This is a genomic window from Bacterioplanes sp. CLAM21 (genome assembly GCF_059641015.1).
Map to the genome: position 1 here is coordinate 622,836 of NZ_CM184929.1, position 14,758 is coordinate 637,593.

A 14,758-nucleotide genomic window follows, 5' to 3' on the forward strand; every position below is an offset into this window, starting at 1 on the left:
GGGTTACTCCATTATGTAGGTATTGGCTTTGGGTAGATTCAAAAAGGGTGCGACGGTATAGCTAGCGTTGTAAGCGCCGCAGTGCTCAAACACCAAATAATCTCCCTCTTTGAGCCCATTAGTATCGAGCTGACCGATGACATCATCCTTGTTGCAGGAGGTGCCAACCACTAGGTAATGCTTTTCAGGCCCAGTATCCTCGGTATCTCGTGCTACATGTATTGGCGTGGTATAGCGGCGGAAGGTATTTTCAGTTTGCGCTAGTAAAAAGTTCTGCGCCATGCCGCCGTCGCAAACCGCATAATGACGCTCATCAATATGTTTCAGGTAGCGCACCTGGCTAACAAAATAGCCAGCGCTGGCCATAATGCCACGACCACTTTCATGGGCTAGGGTGATATGCTCAGGGAACTCAGACAATAATTGCCGATACTGGCCGAAATCGAAATCACTGTCTCTCCAGCTACTGTCAAAGCCGCCGCCGAGATTAAAAAACGACAACTTGTATTGCAGTAGTTGTTGCAACCGCTCAACACAGTGTAGCGACGCTTGGGCGGTTGCCAGCGCGTATTTTTCAAACTGGTAGGAGCCGGTAAATAAATGAACGCCGGCAATTTCCAATGCTAATTCGTTACAACGCTTAATCGCAGCTTGCACACCTTCCCAGTCCATGCCGAAGTGGTTGTCACGGAAGTTCAGTCTGGAATCGAACTCTTTTAGTAAGCAATGGTTCAAGCGTAGTACAAGCGGTTGTATAGGACGTTTGCCAACGAACTCAGCCAGTATCTCTACCTGGTCAGGATGATCGATAATAATTCTGGCTTTGCTGGCAATGGCTGCTCGAAAGAAGTTTTTATCAGCAGATGGGTTGTTGATGTAGCGAGGCGCTTCACCCGTTGCCAGAAGATTAAGCTCTCCTTGAGATGCCAACTCAATGCCGTCGGTAAAAATATGACCACATCTGACGATTAAGTCGAGATTGCTATTGGCTTTAAAAGAATAAATAAGCTGGGTGCCGAGAGCTGCCTTTAGATCTTCATAATTACGCTGTACGTCACTTACCGAGTAGATATAACAGGGGGTTGATAAGGCACAGCTATCCCCCTGAAGTTGCGCCTTCAGTTGTTCAAATGATGTCATTTTATATAACCTTATATATATCTTGTGCGTGCCTGAAGCCACAACATATCTGCGACATGCCGCAACATGTTAGCCGTGCTTGCGCCGTAATTAACTTACTAAAATATCTTTTTCTAATTGCTTTTTATCTATCTTGCTGTTGTCTGTTAGTGCCAGTTTTTCGACAAAACGGATATTCCTAGGTGTGTAGTCTTTATCTAGATTATCTTTGATCCAATCACTGGCGTAACGTTCCGTTTCTTCATCGCATTGTGATAGTTGAATAACTGCCACAGCAACTTCATCGCCATTTGCATCAACGCTGGCAATCACCGCAGCGAGATCAACAAAAGGACAGCTTTCTATCTGTGCTTCAATTTCTTTTGGATAAAGGCAAAAACCCGCCTGTTTAATCAGGTCTTTGCTTCTTCCTTTGAAGTAAAAGAATCCGTCTTCGTCAACGCAGAACAAATCGCCAGTAGCAAGCCAGTTATCCGCACGGTAACTGCCGGCAATCAACCGGGCTCCACCCTGAGCATTAGGATCACAGTATGCCTGCATCACCGCGGAGCCTCGCACATAAAGTTCACCCACTTCCCCGGCGTTCGCTTCGATCAAGCCCTGTTCAGTCTCGATAAATACTTTGGCATCGAGCCCTGGTATTGGCTTACCGACGGAGCCAGGTTTTTGCTGCCAAAACTCAGGTTCTAAATACAAGGCACGTTTACACTCAGTTAAGCCGTACATAGCAAACACGTTAAGCTCAGAATGGAAACGCTTCCAGCTATGAATAACACTATCAGGCAAGTGTCCACCGGTATTGGTGATGGCGCGTAAACAGGACAAATCTGGCTTTAACACCGGTAACAATCTGGCTAGTGCAGAGGCCATGGCAGGCACCAGGGGCAATAGCGTGATTCGTTCAGCAGCCAATAACTTTATAACGGCCATGGGGTTAAAGGTGGAGCCGTAGAGCAGTGTTCTGCAAGGGCGATATAGCGCAAACAGCGATTGATACAACCCATAATCAAATGACAAAGGTGACAGACAAAGAATGCGGTCATCTTTTTCTATGCGCAGATACTGACTGATGGACTGCAATGATGTCAGTACATTTTGGTGAGTCAGCATGATGCCCTTGGGCGTGCCAGTGCTACCTGATGTATAAATCAGCAGTGCCAAGTCTACCCCTGTGACTCGTGCTTCAGTTCTATAAGCAAACGTTTTCGGTAGCGACTGCCAGCTTTCTAACGGCGTTACTTGGTTATCTTCAATCAAGAATTTTGCGTTGCAGTCTTGGGCAATACTCTCAATTGAACGGCGTACCATGCCTGATTTTACCGGTACCACAGCAGCACCCAAGTGCCACAGTGCCAACATCCAGGCAACAGAATTAACGCTGTTATCAGCGGCGATGATGACCTTGTCACCATGTTGTACTGTCGTTTCAGAATTCGTCAGGACATCCATGTAGCTTTGGCATATGTCACTGCAAAGTGATCCACCTGAGGTATCTGTGATGTCTCCTGTCCACTGATTTGAGACCACCTGAGAATAAAATTCTGAAAGTGAGAACATGGTGCCTCTGTGTGTCTGTTCTTATTAGGATGTGAGGAAATTAACCGATTGGATTTAAAATATAAATAGTTTGTTGCTGGTTTGTTACAGCAATTTTTGACATTTTTTTACTGCGTCATACCAAAGCATGATTCGTCATGTGGTAAATCAAGCCAATGTCTCGCTAGTGCGCCTTTTATCTATTTACAAGTAAATCATTAAATAGGCCTCAGGTTTTATCGGCGCTGTTGGACTAGTTTGCATGGCGTATCCGTTACGTAAGACGACTGATATGGAAAGTTTTTAGCCTATTTTATATTCAAATAGGACAACTGAGGACACTGTCATTTCCTGGTGAGATAAATTGCGCCAGTTTCGGAATTTGGTTTATGTTGTTACTTTAGGTGTTGGCGTTAATAAATAACTTAACCTCAGCTGAACAAGCTGAGTTTTTACCTATCTTTAAAATCTGAGGCTCAGTTTCTCGGCAGTATGCTTACAACCGCTGTGCTTTTTTGATCAATGACAAAAGTTATTAATAGATGAGTCAAAAATAAATTCTTTCATACGTTTGAATTAAATGAAACGTTTGTATTATTTTGACAGTGTTCATTTCGGTACGACCGTGGTGTTTTCCCATACCAGCGTTTAAACGAACGAGTAAAGGTGCTTTGATCGCGATAGCCCAATAACAAGGCAATATCTAATAACGATAAACTTGGATTAAATAAGTACTGGCGTGCTAAATGCTCTCTTGTATTATCTAACAGTGTTTGCCAACTGATTTGTCGTTGTTCCAAACGACGCTGCAAGGTACGGACTGAGCAATTCAGTTCTTTAGCGATAGAGTCTATACGAGCATTTCCTTCGGGCAGTCTGCGTACTAATTGCACCTGTAGTTGCTGTTCAAACTCATCTGGTTCAGGCAGGGCTTGCAGCATGGCGCTAGCTTGCTGTTCTAGTAGTTGGCGCAATCCGGGCTCGCTATTGAGTAGCGGTTGCTGCAGCACTGCGGCATCAAATCGCAAACCGCTGTGCACCTGGCCACCAACGACTGGGCATTTAAAAAACTCCTGCATGGCTTCCATGCGTTCGGGTTGTGGCTGATGGCAAAATGAAACGGATATCAACGGCATTGCCTCGGGCTGCCCTAATTGTTGACGAATGAAATGTACCAAGGCGCACAACCCAACTTCTTCGGCCAAGGGTAAGGGCGGCTGCGGTTGCCAGAATATGCCCGCGTTATCATTTTGCACTGAGGTTTCGGCTAGCGGTTGGCCGTAAAACAACGTCTCGTAACGCTGGTAGGTTTGCATGGCTTGGCCAAGATGGTCACAGGCCATGACCAGATAGCCCAACACCCCGACATGGGCAGGAGTAACACAGCGCGCGATAGCAACCAACATGCCGGCGTCGTCTGCTGCCAATGCTTGAGCTTGCTGTAAAAGAGACTGCCAATGGCTGATGGGGACTTCATCGGTAGGGCGGTAGCGAGCAATTTGAGCTCGAATGTTAGGTGCGGCCAGCTGTTGTTGATCCAGCCAGTCACTGAGTAAGCGAATCCAGCAGCCGTTAACCCTGATGGCCATGTTCATATAAACACCTGGCATGAAATGCTAAAAGTAAGACGTGTAAAGCCAATATTGCCTCGCAGTTTTCCCTTACCCTGTGATCTCTGTCAAATGATAAAAACAATGAGGCGGATATGAATGAGATTTCTGCAGCGGCGCTGTTTATTGCTCTGGCTGGGCCTGTGTTCTTTGCTGTTATGGCGTTTGAACGTTGGTGGCTGATACGCCAAGGGCGCACTGATGCTTATGATCTGCGTGAGTCGCTGGCAAACGTCGGTACCGGTTTATTGTATAAAGTTGGTGATGCGCTGTTTTTGATTGCCATCGGCAGCGCAGTCTATTTGGCGGTGCGTGAATTGGGCTTTGGCTGGAGCTCTGGTTTGCAATGGCTGGATTTTTTACTGCTGTTCATTCTGGTCGACTTTACCTTTTACTGGGTACATCGCTTTATGCACACGGTTCGCTACGGTTGGGCTGGCCATTGGGTGCATCACAGCTCAGAGCGTTTTAATTTTTCTACGGCGTTACGCCAAACCCCCATGGTGTCGTTTAACGGTGTGATGTTGATGGCTTTGTTGCCACCTGCCGTTATTGGCTTCCCGCTGGAATATGCGGTGGTGGCACTGGAGCTTAATCTGTTTTTCCAGTTCTTTATTCATACCGAAACCATTCGCCGTATGCCTGGCTGGTTCGAATGGCTGTTTAATACCCCGTCACATCATAGGGTTCATCATGGCAGTAACCCAGGGCAGCTGGATACCAACTTTGCCGGCGTTTTTATGCTGTGGGATCGCTGCTTTGGCACCTTTGTCGATGAGCGTGATGCCGGCGACATTCGATATGGGGTCGATCATCGCCCAGCGATGACACTGAATCCTGTGCGCTTGGTCTTTGCTGAGTTTATCAGCATGCTCAGTGATGTACGTCGCTATGGCGATTTTCGCATCATCTACAAGCATCCATCTTGGGTGGAACAGCATTATGGTAAGCAGCAAACAGTGCCGGGGCAGGGCTCTATTTCGTTACCGCGCTCGCAATAAACAAATGAACCAACAAAGCAGGCTAGTACTTGTGAGGGTCTGGCCAGTCTTTTTGCTCGAGTTGATGGCTAGGGCCAGGGCAGTATCCACTCGATAACACTTCAGCTAACATGGCGACCCATTTACTGGCCGGCGGTTTTGTGCTGGCTGAGATGTCTAATATCAGGTGGTTCACTGTGTTGCAGCGCCAGCTAGAGCAACTCATCACTAGCACGCCAGAGCTAATGGAAACAGCTCTACTATGCCGCGACATGGGCATACCAAACCACTATATTGCTGGTGGCTGTGTTACCCAGCGCATCTGGAATTCCCTCAGCAAACAAGCACCTCTGACAAATATCAAAGACTTTGATCTGGTCTACTTTGACTCTCTTTCGGAACCTAGTGAGAGCTGGTATAGCCAACAAATTAATAACAGGCTGCACCATAAGGTTGCTGTTGATGTGGTCAATCAGGCTTTGGTGCATACATGGTTTGCAAAGAAATTTGGCCGCAGTATTCAGCCATACGCCAGCGTAGAAGAAGGCATAGAGTCCTGGTTGTCTGCCTTTGCCATAGGCTTTCGTTTAGAACAAAATGGCGACTTAACGATATATTCGCCCTACGGTTTGCAAGACGCCTTCAATCAACGAGTCAAGCCAAACCCCAAGGTAATGAGCCAAGAAAACTATCAAACGATGACAAAAGACTATTTGCGCCGCTGGCCTGATATTCGTGTCGAGCCTTGGTGTAGCTCTCTTACTATTGCAGTTAAAGTTTGAACCCAGCTGCGAGTTAGTTACAAAAATTCAACAACAGACAGGGACAGGTTATGCAGCTACGCACCTTGATTCTGACAGCTTCTATATCTATGACATCAATCGCCTTGATGGCATGTTCCACAACCGAGAATAATCAACAACAGGTGATGCCAATGACTGTACAGTACCCAGTTACTAAAACCGTTACTGTGATTGATCACTACTTTGGTATCGAGGTAAAAGACCCTTACCGTTGGCTAGAGGACGATCGCAGTGAAGACACTGCCGGCTGGGTCAGTGAGCAAAATAAGCTCACGTTTAGCTATCTGCAACACATACCTTACCGCCAAAAAATAAAACAACGTTTAACAGAGTTGATGGACTATGAAAAAGTCAGCAGTCCGTTTAAAGAAGGCGAGTATACCTATTTCTACAAAAATGATGGTTTGCAGAATCAGGATGTTCTCTATCGCCAGCAAGGTAACGGCGAAGCGGAAGTGTTTCTTGACCCTAATGCCTTCAGTGAAGAAGGCACTACCTCACTGGGCAGCGTCAGCTTTTCTAGAGATGGTTCGCTAGTCGCTTACAGTATTTCAGAAGGTGGCAGTGACTGGCGTAAAGTGATTGTGCTCAATGCTGACAGCAAAAAACCCATAGGTGAGACCTTAGTCGACGTTAAATTCAGCGGCATCAGCTGGCGCGGCAACGAAGGTTTCTATTACTCCAGCTACGATAAGCCAACGGGTAGCGAGCTTTCTGCCAAAACAGATCAACACAAGCTGTACTTTCATGCATTGGGCACAGCACAAAAAGACGACGAACTTATCTTTGGTGGTTCTGAAGCCGAGAAGCATCGCTATGTATCTGGCTACGTGACAGAAGACGGACGCTATCTGGTGATTGGAGCAATGGAATCCACTTCGGGCAATAAGTTGTATGTTAAAGACTTATCTAAACCAAATGCTGAGCTAATCACCTTACAAGATCACACCAATGCCGATGTTTGGGTCATCGCTTCTCAAGATGAAACCCTATTGTTAGAAACCAATCTTAATGCACCCAATACCCGGGTAGTCAAAGTGGATATTAGCAAGCCACAGGCGGAGCATTGGTTGGATGTGATTGCTGAAACCGATAATGTCCTCAGTGCATCGACTGCAGGCGGCAGCTTATTTGCCCAGTATATGGTGGACGCAACATCGCAAGTCAAACAGTTCGATATGAACGGCAAACTATTGCGCACCATCGAGCTGCCTGATATTGGTAGTGCTCATGGCTTTAGCGGTAAACAAGACGATAACGAGCTGTACTACACCTTTACCAACTACAAAATGCCGGGCACTATTTACCGGTTAGATATTCCGTCGGGTGAAAGTCAAGTTTACCGCAAGTCTAAAGCACCATTCGATTCTGACCAGTTTGAATCCAAGCAGATATTTTATACTTCCAAAGACGGCACAAAGGTGCCGATGATTTTAACTCATCAAAAAGGCATCAAGCTCGACGGTAGTGCTCCAACCATCTTGTATGGTTACGGCGGTTTTGATGTCAGCTTAACACCGAGCTTTAGTTCAGTGCGTGCCGCCTGGATGGAAATGGGCGGTATTTTTGCCGTGGCTAATCTGCGTGGCGGTGGTGAATACGGTAAGGCCTGGCACGATGCGGGTACCAAATTACAAAAGCAAAATGTGTTTGATGACTTTATCGCCGCAGCTGAGTACCTAGTTGAAAACAAATACACCTCGCCTAAAAAATTAGCCATTCAAGGTGGTTCTAATGGTGGCCTTCTGGTCGGCGCAGTAATGACTCAGCGCCCAGAGCTATTTCAAGTAGCGCTGCCGCAAGTTGGTGTACTGGATATGCTGCGTTATCACACCTTTACTGCGGGCGCGGGTTGGGCCTACGACTACGGCACAGCGGAGCAAAATAAAGAAATGTTTGAGTACCTAAAAGGTTATTCACCTGTGCACAATGTAAAAGCAGGCACTAACTACCCGGCAACTTTGATAACCACAGGCGACCATGATGATCGTGTGGTGCCTGCGCATTCTTATAAATTCGCCGCCGAGTTACAGGCAAAACAAGCCGGGCCATTGCCGACCTTGATCCGCATTGAAACCGATGCCGGCCATGGTGCGGGTACACCGACCAGCAAAATTATTGATTTGTATTCTGATATTTATAGTTTTGCGCTGTTTAATATGGGCGTGGGGGAGCTTTAAGCCTTGGCCAAGAGCCCTTAGTTGAAAGCCTTCATTGAGGTGATGGTAAGGGCAATGGCAAAGTCGTATGCCCTCCTTGAGGTTATCCCTCACGCCGGGCGGGCGAACGACTGAAAGCGTACATCGAGGCAGTTTCTGCCAGGCAAAAAGTAGCGTAGAAGCGCAGCTTACAAATAGTAAGTGAGCATGGCGAGGCGATTTTTAACGCAGAAGAAACAACGTAGATAGCTTTCAGCCTGCTTTGCCCTGCGCAGGCCGTATACCTTTGTTGCCAATGCTGTGATCTCCGCAACACCAACAGCCTGCATCCCGGCAGGATGTTGGCTGGTGCTGCCGTCCGGGCAGCCCCTGCGGGGACAGCATTGGCGACTCAGGCGGCCTGCTAAGGCGCATGTGGTTGATGGCGCGAGACCGAGAATTTCTAAGAGAGATGGTCCCTTAGGGATGACTAACCGGCTATGACAAAAGATCCAGCGGGCTGGTGGTGCCAGCAAAATGCTGACCTAGCACATGGGTATAAATTTGCGTGGTCGCTACATCGTTGTGCCCTAATAGCTCCTGCACTGTGCGAATATCGCGTCCCGAGCGTAACAGCTCAGTGGCAAAGCTATGCCGAAAAGTGTGACAGGTGATGCGCTTGGCCGACAGCCCGGCTTGTTGTACAGATCTTTTTAGTGCCTTGCTGGGTACCGAAGCATCCAAGTGATGGCGGCACACGATGTTGCTGGTCGGATGGCGACATAGTCCGATGGATGGAAACAAAAACATCCAAGCGGGTTCACGGTAGGCTGAAGGGTACTTCTTGCCCAAGGCGCCAGGCATAGAAGGGCCAATTCCTTGCATATTATCACTGGCTTGCAGTGCGATGGCTTTTTGCACATAGTCATCACATAGCGCTGTTAAACTATTGGCAAGCAAGGTGACTCTATCTTTACGGCCTTTGCCATCAAAAACCGCCAGCGCGCCTGCTTCAAAGTTCAAATCTTTAATGCGAAGCCGCAAGCATTCCGAAATACGTAACCCAGAACCGTAGAGCAGAGAGAAAATCAGCCGCACGCGCGGTTGGAAATGAGCAAGTATCTGGCCCACTTCCTTGGCCGTGAGGACGGCGGGTAGATGCTTCGGGCGGCTTGCCAGGGTAAAGCCCAATTCTCCCAATGGCTGGCCAAGAAATTTGTTATACAAGAAGGCAAGAGAATTGAGTGTGACGCGTTGTGTATTGGCGGTAACATCACGCTGATTCGCTAGGTAACTAAGAAACTGCATAACATGTGGTGCACCAAGCTCTGATGGGTGCTGCAAGCGGTGAAAGCGAATATAGAACCGAATCCAGTACAGGTAGGTATGCTCAGTGCGAACGCTGTAGTCACGAAGCCGCATATATTGGCGAATTTCTTGGATGAACTTGCTCTTGGCCATCGCGCTCACCTGAATGTAAAAATATGCTGGTTAAATATACAGTATATCTGGAGATTGGAGAGTATGTTGGCACGCTTTCTTGGCTGACTTGCCTGTATTTCCCTGGGGTGGTAGCTTAAATGCCGGAGAAATCAGCGAATTCGTCTTAGAGCGCCAGAACTTTGAGGCGTGGATAATAGGTAAGCACGTTTTTTCCGGAGGAAATGTGAGAAAAAACTGGATATCCAGCGTTAAATCAGTGAGTTGGAAGAGATACCTCGAATGGTTCTATCTGGAAAAACAGGCACGCACACTATTAAGCTGTTAGCTGAAAGAATGAGTCATGGACAAATACGAAGCTAAAGAAACATTAGGCGATTTTCTTGAAGGAATTGCAGTTGATAATGACAGTAAAGAGTTAGTTTTATCAGTTCTTCGTGGTTCTATCCCTACAAAAGATGGCTTGCAAAGATACTACATCGACCTAGATACTTTATTGCTTGATGACATTGATCTGAGTGAAGCAATCTGGAGTCTAGGAGAAAAGGAATCATACAAAGGGAGCTTATCTGAGATTGTCTTTTTCGATCAACTAGGTGACTTAGAAACTTTACGGTCAGATGTCCATTCTCACAAAGAGGGAATCGCCAGGTGGCGTCAGCTAGAATTAAAAGTGTTAGATCAACTCGTTGGTCTATCCAGCTAACAAGTCAATCAACTTCGCTCCAGCCGGTTATTGAGGGCGTTATGAAGCACAATCAAATTGAGGATGTGTCTGTATGGATAAAAAAGTACAAGGATCTTGGTTAATTCACCATACAAATAAGCTACAGAATGTAACTAATCAAGGTGAATACCAAAACACTTTTGTTGCAGGTAAGGCTGGAATTTTATTATCTGCAATATCAGAAACAAACCAAAGCATTGTTACAAATGAAAGATTGCAAGTTTTAGCGAATGCTTCAAATATCAATACGGGTTTTGAGCTTCCTAGGTTGTTAGACATACTTAAAGATCAGGAGTTAGTTGACGTAACAGCTTCTGGAGTAGGAGTTCTGGGCGTAACCACGTTATCTGCTCTTCAGCATACGGCAAATATCTTTGAATCTCTTGAACCTAAAAGTATTGAAGTGTCAGCTATCGAGCTAGCGGAAATTGCTTCCATAAAACCTATTGGCAGTAATGAAGTTTCAGAGAGAATATCAGATGAATATCAACTGGCAAACGATGAAGTAAAACAGTTATTTTATGATTCTGAAAAAATAGGTTTTATTGATGTTGAACCTATTAGTAAAAGTGAAAAAATACTTTTTAATGGAAACTTGTTCAGACGCGATTCTGCCATAAAAACAAAGGCAGTTTTAGATTCTTTGAGTGCTCAAGAACAAATAGCACTTTCGGAGTTGACTGAGACCTTAAAGAAAAATGCATGTGTATCGTATACAGATGCGGTAAGAATATTAGGTGAACCACTTTTTAGGAAAGTAAACTCGATTGGCTTTTTTGACATAAATGTTGTGAGTAATAACCAAGAAGAAGTTGGCTATTTGACATTACCTTCAGCTTTTTCCAAATACAGTAACTCTATGGTTGACGATGCTTTTGACTTGGCTAAAGCATTCGTGGCGTCCTTGACTTATGGTATGACTAAAAGCACTTACGCGCGAGGCCAAATTTCCATGATTGACCGCTTGCTGGGTGCACTAATTGATGGTAAAGAAGTTGGTCCAGTAAGTGCAATTGGACAAGATTATAAGATTCTGGAATTGAAAGGCGTTGTTTCCATACGGCATGGGACGAAAGGAGGCCGTAGTGGTCCTCTTATGAGGCTTCTCAAGAAGGAAGTAGGTGAATTGGCCCTGCAAGCTATTAGGCAGGGCGATGTTAGCGAACAGTCAATCCAGTCATTTCCCGGCGCTGCGATTACTAAATTTAGAGGTCCAGAAACTAATCGTGAAATTATCCGGCGGCAACAAATACAAAAAAGCCCATTTGAGACCAATGATATGATTAGTGCTTTAAGAACCGGAGGTGGTCTCTAGTGGTGAAGAAAATATCTAAAGGCTTTGAAATGGAAGAGCAACTTAGAAACTACTTTATTCAATCTGGTTACTTTGTTGTTCGTGGTGTTCCATTTGTTTATGAAGGATTTGATGTAACAGATATCGATCTTTGGCTTTATAGTAGAGAGTCATCCCTTACAAGAAGCATCACTATTGTTGATGTGAAAAACAAAAAGACGCCGCAAGCAATAGAAAGAATATTTTGGGCCAAAGGGTTAGCTAAAGCTGTTAAAGCAAATAAAGTAATTGTTGCTACAACGGATAAAAGGAAAGAAGTTAAGGATTTTGGTTCGGATTTAGATGTATTAGTCTTGGATGGTGCGTTTCTATCTAAACTGACTAAATCTGAGGGCTTCTTAAGGAATCGTTTTTCCGATGAAGAATTCATTGCGGAGGTTGAAAAGTACAGTCTGGGAAAACTTGATGGTGATTGGAAAGGTCAAATAGTTAAATGCAAGAGCTTGCTGGCCAATGAAATTGGTTTTGATGCGTGCAACCAATGGCTTGAGGTGTCTAGATTTTTTGCAGAACAAATTTTAACTAAGCCAAGTCAGCTAGAAGTCGCTATTAGATGCTTTTATTATTCACTATCGTTATTTTGTATTGGTGTTGACTTTATCCTAAAAGAGCTTTCATTTCTTGATCATGATGAAAGGGTTGACAAGCTTGTTGAGGGGTTTACATTTGGATCAAAAGGAAGAGAAGGTGTTACGAAAATGTTGTCTCTATCCTTGTCATTGGTTGAGCAATTTGCACCTGAAGGTAAAGCTATATCCTCGCAAGTACGCACTAAAGTAATGGCTGATTTCGATTCTTTACCAACCAATATCCTTGGCGAGTATTTTTCTAAAGCAGACGTTGGAAAGATAACTTTTTCTTCAGCAAAAGAATTGGAGAGCCTGGCAATGAGTCGACAATTTAGAACTCACTCGGAATCTTCTATTGAGTTGAGAGGTATCATTGGTTGTCTGTTGGATTGCTGGGAAATTAGTCGGAAAGCATTCAGCGAGGCTGTAAGAGCTTCATAACAAGTCAAAGCACTCGGACGCAGCAAAGCTGCGCCGGTGTTTGAGGCGTTAGCTGCCAATAAACAAATATGGTGATTTCTTGAACATTGATAATACAACTGAACTTGGCTTTATCAATTCCAAAATCGTTGCAGATGGTGAACATTTACCCACTGTCAGTCTTAAAGATGGTTCCATTGTTCAAACTGGAACCGTTGCCACCATGCTTCACAATATTGTTCTATATAACAATGGAGAGCGAGGTGCTGTCGAGAAAGAATTAGAGCTAGCTATACCAACACTTATTAAAGTTGGGCTTTTCGCTTTATTCTCTCCAGAAGAATGGTGTGCAGGTAGCAACCCTGGAAGAAAATTTGTTGGTCAATGCGCAACCACTTATTTTAAGGAGCAAAGCTATGTCAATCAAAAATAACATGTTGCGCTTAATTGCATTAAAGTAGTGATTTTTATCTTTTGTGGTAATAATCGGTAGTGTATATAACGAAGTTAGGCTGCTAACAATCACAGGCAGCGGACAAATTTCCGTTTCGCATTTTTGTGTTTGCTTCGCCATCTTGCACACAAATACTTCACTGCAATTTTCCGCTCTTGCGGGCGTTATTATTAAAATCCGACTAAGGTTCTCTAATTAATGAAAAGAATAATATCGACGATTTTACTTATTGGTTTGCTGAGCGGATGTGACTTTGAAGTACCGGGCGCGGATGAAAAGTTTGGAACACAAAACTTCGTTTCCGCAGTGTCAATGATTGAGCTTCATAAAATTAGAAACGGTGTTTATCCAAAAAGCCTGAAAGATTTAGAGTTCTTAGGGGATTGGGATGGAATATGGCTTTCAGCCGTTCGATACGAGCAGAATGGCGATGGTTACAATCTCTATTTAGAGCGTGGCTGGGCTGGCAAGCCTAGCTTAGAGTTTCCAGTCAAATTCAAACAGGGTCTTGGCATTAGGAAAAGCAACGTTACATGGTCTGCAACCAAATAAACATAACAAGCAAAGGCAGCATCGCCCTGATCTTGCCCCGATTTAATGGACACCAGCGTCTAACAGGCGAGGTGTCCAATGCCAAAATACAAACAGTCAAGGAAGACTTGACAGTATTCGAATGAGTTCAAATCTACTGCAGTCAGGTTAAGCTAGATTGAAGGGTTCGAGTCCAGGAGGTGGCTGCCACACTCGACATCCATCCCTTTATGCTGTCACGATGGCGAAAAGAATAACGTGAAGGCAGAGCTGATTCGTGAAACCGTGTTTCATTCGGCCAATGATCTCAGAAAAGCTTTGGCCTGCTACATCAATGGCTATTACAACAGAAAACGACTGCACTCGGGAATTGGCTACCATTCTACGGTAGAAAATGAGCGAATAGCAGTATGAAAACGAACGTGTCCATTTTATCGGGGCAAGATCAAAGCCTCCGTACGGGCATCTTTTATGTAGGTATAATAATTCTTCGCTGATCTACCCGATAACCATGGAATATAACATTCGAGTCCGCTATGAACCCAAGAGCTTGTGCGCTAATACTAAATAAATCTGACGAAATACTACTTATTCACCGTGTCAAGAGCGGGCGTGAGTATTGGGTTTTTCCTGGTGGCAGTATTGAGCCAGGTGAAATGGTGGAAGAGGCGGTTATTCGTGAGATTAGAGAGGAAACGAGTTTGATCGCCGATGATGTTAGCCTGGCCTTCGAACAGTCAAATGATGGTCGAAAAGAAAGCTACTTCAGGGTTGGTACCGTATCAGGTGAGGTTATGCTTGGTGACGGACCGGAAAAGCTAAAACAGTCCGACAGTAACCTGTACGAACCCCAGTGGGTTAAGTTAGCAATGTTAGAGTCTATTAACTTGCAGCCTGAATCAGCAGTAAGAAAACTACAAAGGTTGATCGAACAGGGAGAGCTACGGATGTTACAGGCCTAAATGCACACCAGCATCAAGCAGGCGAGTTTACCCTATGTCTACATACAATCTGACAATAGAGGAATGGCGCTATATTGGATCAGTATTTTTCTGC

General features: G+C 45.0%; 14 protein-coding genes and 1 pseudogene. 11 read left to right on the plus strand and 4 right to left on the minus strand.

Annotation, left to right across the window (positions count from 1 at the left end):
- Positions 1-3: 3 nt before the first annotated feature.
- The 3 genes from AC55FS_RS02995 to AC55FS_RS03005 all read right to left on the minus strand — a co-directional run bounded on the left by AC55FS_RS02995 (position 4) and on the right by AC55FS_RS03005 (position 4,271).
- Positions 4-1,140 carry a type III PLP-dependent enzyme domain-containing protein gene (locus AC55FS_RS02995; protein WP_496934585.1) on the minus strand — a complete coding sequence of 379 codons (1,137 nt, stop codon included), beginning with the start codon at positions 1,138-1,140 and terminating at the stop codon, positions 4-6.
- Positions 1,141-1,230: 90 nt separating this feature from the next.
- Positions 1,231-2,589 carry a class I adenylate-forming enzyme family protein gene (locus AC55FS_RS03000; RefSeq protein WP_496934586.1) on the minus strand — a complete coding sequence of 453 codons (1,359 nt, stop codon included), beginning with the start codon at positions 2,587-2,589 and terminating at the stop codon, positions 1,231-1,233.
- Positions 2,590-3,239: 650 nt separating this feature from the next.
- Positions 3,240-4,271 (minus strand): AraC family transcriptional regulator, encoded by a 1,032-nt coding sequence (locus tag AC55FS_RS03005; protein WP_496934587.1) that lies wholly within the window; start codon positions 4,269-4,271, stop codon positions 3,240-3,242.
- A gap of 110 nt (positions 4,272-4,381) precedes the next feature.
- Here AC55FS_RS03005 and AC55FS_RS03010 point away from each other — a divergent pair, with 110 nt between their 5' ends.
- The 3 genes from AC55FS_RS03010 to AC55FS_RS03020 all read left to right on the plus strand — a co-directional run bounded on the left by AC55FS_RS03010 (position 4,382) and on the right by AC55FS_RS03020 (position 8,249).
- Positions 4,382-5,287, plus strand: coding sequence for a sterol desaturase family protein (locus AC55FS_RS03010; protein ID WP_496934588.1), 906 nt, complete (start codon positions 4,382-4,384; stop codon positions 5,285-5,287).
- Between the two features lie 176 nt (positions 5,288-5,463).
- Entirely contained in the window at positions 5,464-6,048 is a 585-nt protein-coding gene (locus AC55FS_RS03015; RefSeq protein ID WP_496934589.1) for a nucleotidyltransferase family protein, read from the plus strand.
- A 152-nt stretch (positions 6,049-6,200) separates the two neighbouring features.
- Positions 6,201-8,249, plus strand: a complete 2,049-nt coding sequence (locus AC55FS_RS03020; RefSeq protein WP_496934590.1) for a prolyl oligopeptidase family serine peptidase — start codon at positions 6,201-6,203, stop codon at positions 8,247-8,249.
- A 456-nt stretch (positions 8,250-8,705) separates the two neighbouring features.
- Here the strand turns inward: AC55FS_RS03020 and AC55FS_RS03025 are convergent, their stop codons facing one another.
- Positions 8,706-9,668, minus strand: coding sequence for an integron integrase (locus AC55FS_RS03025; protein WP_496934591.1), 963 nt, complete (start codon positions 9,666-9,668; stop codon positions 8,706-8,708).
- 322 nt (positions 9,669-9,990) lie between these two features.
- On the opposite strand from AC55FS_RS03025, the gene AC55FS_RS03030 reads away from it, so the two are divergent.
- The 8 genes and pseudogenes from AC55FS_RS03030 to AC55FS_RS03065 all read left to right on the plus strand — a co-directional run bounded on the left by AC55FS_RS03030 (position 9,991) and on the right by AC55FS_RS03065 (position 14,664).
- Complete coding sequence (locus tag AC55FS_RS03030; RefSeq protein WP_496934592.1) at positions 9,991-10,353, plus strand: hypothetical protein; 363 nt, start codon at positions 9,991-9,993, stop codon at positions 10,351-10,353.
- A gap of 73 nt (positions 10,354-10,426) precedes the next feature.
- Positions 10,427-11,689 carry a hypothetical protein gene (locus AC55FS_RS03035; protein WP_496934593.1) on the plus strand — a complete coding sequence of 421 codons (1,263 nt, stop codon included), beginning with the start codon at positions 10,427-10,429 and terminating at the stop codon, positions 11,687-11,689.
- A complete protein-coding gene (locus AC55FS_RS03040) occupies positions 11,689-12,738 on the plus strand; it encodes a hypothetical protein (RefSeq protein WP_496934594.1) in 1,050 nt (349 codons plus the stop codon). The genes AC55FS_RS03035 and AC55FS_RS03040 overlap by 1 nt, the downstream gene beginning before the upstream one ends.
- A gap of 79 nt (positions 12,739-12,817) precedes the next feature.
- Complete coding sequence (locus tag AC55FS_RS03045; RefSeq protein WP_496934595.1) at positions 12,818-13,150, plus strand: DUF7709 family protein; 333 nt, start codon at positions 12,818-12,820, stop codon at positions 13,148-13,150.
- Positions 13,151-13,369: 219 nt separating this feature from the next.
- Complete coding sequence (locus AC55FS_RS03050) at positions 13,370-13,723, plus strand: hypothetical protein (protein WP_496934596.1); 354 nt, start codon at positions 13,370-13,372, stop codon at positions 13,721-13,723.
- A 78-nt stretch (positions 13,724-13,801) separates the two neighbouring features.
- Positions 13,802-13,956: pseudogene (locus tag AC55FS_RS03055) on the plus strand (transposase); the annotation flags it as partial.
- 31 nt (positions 13,957-13,987) lie between these two features.
- A complete protein-coding gene (locus AC55FS_RS03060; RefSeq protein WP_496935935.1) occupies positions 13,988-14,116 on the plus strand; it encodes a hypothetical protein in 129 nt (42 codons plus the stop codon).
- A gap of 122 nt (positions 14,117-14,238) precedes the next feature.
- Positions 14,239-14,664: an NUDIX hydrolase gene (locus AC55FS_RS03065; RefSeq protein ID WP_496934597.1), complete on the plus strand. Its 426-nt coding sequence runs from the start codon at positions 14,239-14,241 to the stop codon at positions 14,662-14,664.
- Positions 14,665-14,758 lie beyond the last annotated feature (94 nt).

Coding starts and splice junctions, on each gene's coding strand:
- AC55FS_RS03020 (WP_496934590.1), top strand. CDS start 6,201: ATGACTGTACAGTACCCAGTTACTAAAACCGTTACTGTGATTGATCAC.
- AC55FS_RS03065 (WP_496934597.1), top strand. CDS start 14,239: ATGAACCCAAGAGCTTGTGCGCTAATACTAAATAAATCTGACGAAATA.
- AC55FS_RS03025 (WP_496934591.1), bottom strand. CDS start 9,668: ATGGCCAAGAGCAAGTTCATCCAAGAAATTCGCCAATATATGCGGCTT.
- AC55FS_RS03010 (WP_496934588.1), top strand. CDS start 4,382: ATGAATGAGATTTCTGCAGCGGCGCTGTTTATTGCTCTGGCTGGGCCT.
- AC55FS_RS03050 (WP_496934596.1), top strand. CDS start 13,370: ATGAAAAGAATAATATCGACGATTTTACTTATTGGTTTGCTGAGCGGA.
- AC55FS_RS03035 (WP_496934593.1), top strand. CDS start 10,427: ATGGATAAAAAAGTACAAGGATCTTGGTTAATTCACCATACAAATAAG.
- AC55FS_RS03000 (WP_496934586.1), bottom strand. CDS start 2,589: ATGGATGTCCTGACGAATTCTGAAACGACAGTACAACATGGTGACAAG.
- AC55FS_RS02995 (WP_496934585.1), bottom strand. CDS start 1,140: ATGACATCATTTGAACAACTGAAGGCGCAACTTCAGGGGGATAGCTGT.
- AC55FS_RS03005 (WP_496934587.1), bottom strand. CDS start 4,271: ATGAACATGGCCATCAGGGTTAACGGCTGCTGGATTCGCTTACTCAGT.
- AC55FS_RS03030 (WP_496934592.1), top strand. CDS start 9,991: ATGGACAAATACGAAGCTAAAGAAACATTAGGCGATTTTCTTGAAGGA.